This is a genomic window from Mycobacterium sp. 1245852.3 (assembly GCF_001669335.1).
Lineage (GTDB): Bacteria > Actinomycetota > Actinomycetes > Mycobacteriales > Mycobacteriaceae > Mycobacterium > Mycobacterium europaeum_A.
The window spans coordinates 1-1,494 of record NZ_LZLL01000422.1; the positions used below are offsets into that span (position 1 = coordinate 1).

General features: G+C 71.6%; 2 protein-coding genes. Both read right to left on the reverse strand.

Going from position 1 to position 1,494, the window contains the following annotated elements:
* A partial coding sequence (locus A9W96_RS18800) for an aldehyde dehydrogenase (protein WP_067142002.1) occupies positions 1-1,249 on the reverse strand: 1,249 nt, incomplete at its 3' end.
* Position 1,250: 1 nt separating this feature from the next.
* The coding region (locus A9W96_RS18805) for a gamma-glutamyl-gamma-aminobutyrate hydrolase family protein (protein WP_197499566.1) at positions 1,251-1,494 on the reverse strand (244 nt) is incomplete at its 5' end.

The following is a 1,494-nucleotide window of genomic DNA, read 5'->3' on the forward strand; positions in this document are numbered from 1 at the left end:
AGCGCACCGACGAGTGCGAATTCACCGACAGGTTCCCGGCTTCCACCGCCCGCGAGACGCGCAGCGCGCGGGACAGGTCGTCGGTCCAGATCGATCCGGACAGGCCGTAGCTGGTGTCGTTGGCCAGCGTGACGGCGTCGTGCTCGTCGTCGAAGGCCAGCACCGTGACGACCGGGCCGAAGATCTCGTCGGTGACACAGCGGTCGGTCCGGGGTGGCGTCAGAACCGTTGGCGGGAACCAGAATCCGCGGCCGGCCGGTGCGGTGCCGCGAAACGCGACCGGGGCGTCGTCGGGCACGTACGACGCCACCTTGTCGCGGTGCGCCGCGGACACCAGCGGCCCCATCTCGGTGTCCCGAGACGCCGGGTCGCCGACGACGACGCGCGTGACGGCGGGCTCGAGCAACTCCATGAAGCGGTCATAGACGCTGCGCTGCACCAGGATTCGGCTGCGGGCGCAGCAGTCCTGACCCGCGTTGTCGAACACTCCGGCCGGCGCGGTCGCGGCGGCACGCTCCAGGTCACAGTCGGCGAAGACGATGTTGGCGCTCTTGCCGCCCAGTTCGAGGGTCACCCGCTTGACCTGTGCGGCCGCACGGGACATCACCTGCTTGCCGACCTCGGTGGACCCGGTGAAGACGATCTTACGGACGTCGGGGTGGGTGACGAACCGCTGACCCACCGCCGCGCCCCGCCCCGGCAGCACCTGCAGCAGGTCCGCGTCGAGGCCGGCCTGCACCGCAAGCTCACCGAGCCGGATCGTGGTCAGCGGCGTCACCTCGGCGGGTTTGACCAGCACGGCGTTGCCCGCGGCCAGCGCCGGCGCGAAACCCCACGACGCGATGGGCATCGGGAAGTTCCACGGGGTGATCACGCCGACCACGCCCATCGGCTCGTTGAACGTGACATCCAGGCCGCCGGCCACGGGAATCTGCTTGCCGGACAAGCGTTCCGGGCTGGCCGCGTAGAAGTTCAACACGTCGCGGACGTGACCGGCCTCCCACTCGGCCGACGCGATGGGATGCCCCGAGTTGGCGACCTCGAGGGCGGCCAGCTCGTCGAGATGGGCGTCGACGGCGGCGGCGAAGGCCCGCAGGCCGGCGGCCCGTTCGGCCGGAGCCAACCGCGCCCACCTGCGCTGGGCCGCCAGCGCCCGGACCACCGCGTCGTCGACCGCCGCGACGTCGGCGTGCTCGACCGACCGCAGCACCTCCTCGGTCGCCGGGTTGATCAGTTGCGCGGTGCTCACCTCAGCTCACGCGTCCCGCGTAGGACCGCGCGGCGTCCACGATCGCGGTGAACAGCCGCAGATCGTCCAGCGACTGCTCCGGATGCCATTGCACGGCAAGCACAAACCGGTCCCCCGGCAGCTCCAGCGCCTCGACGACGCCGTCGCCGTCCCGCGCGCTGACCACCAGGCCGTCCCCCACCTTGTCGATGGCCTGGTGGTGATAGCTCGGCGCATCGGCGGCCTCCCCGACCAGCGCGGCCAGC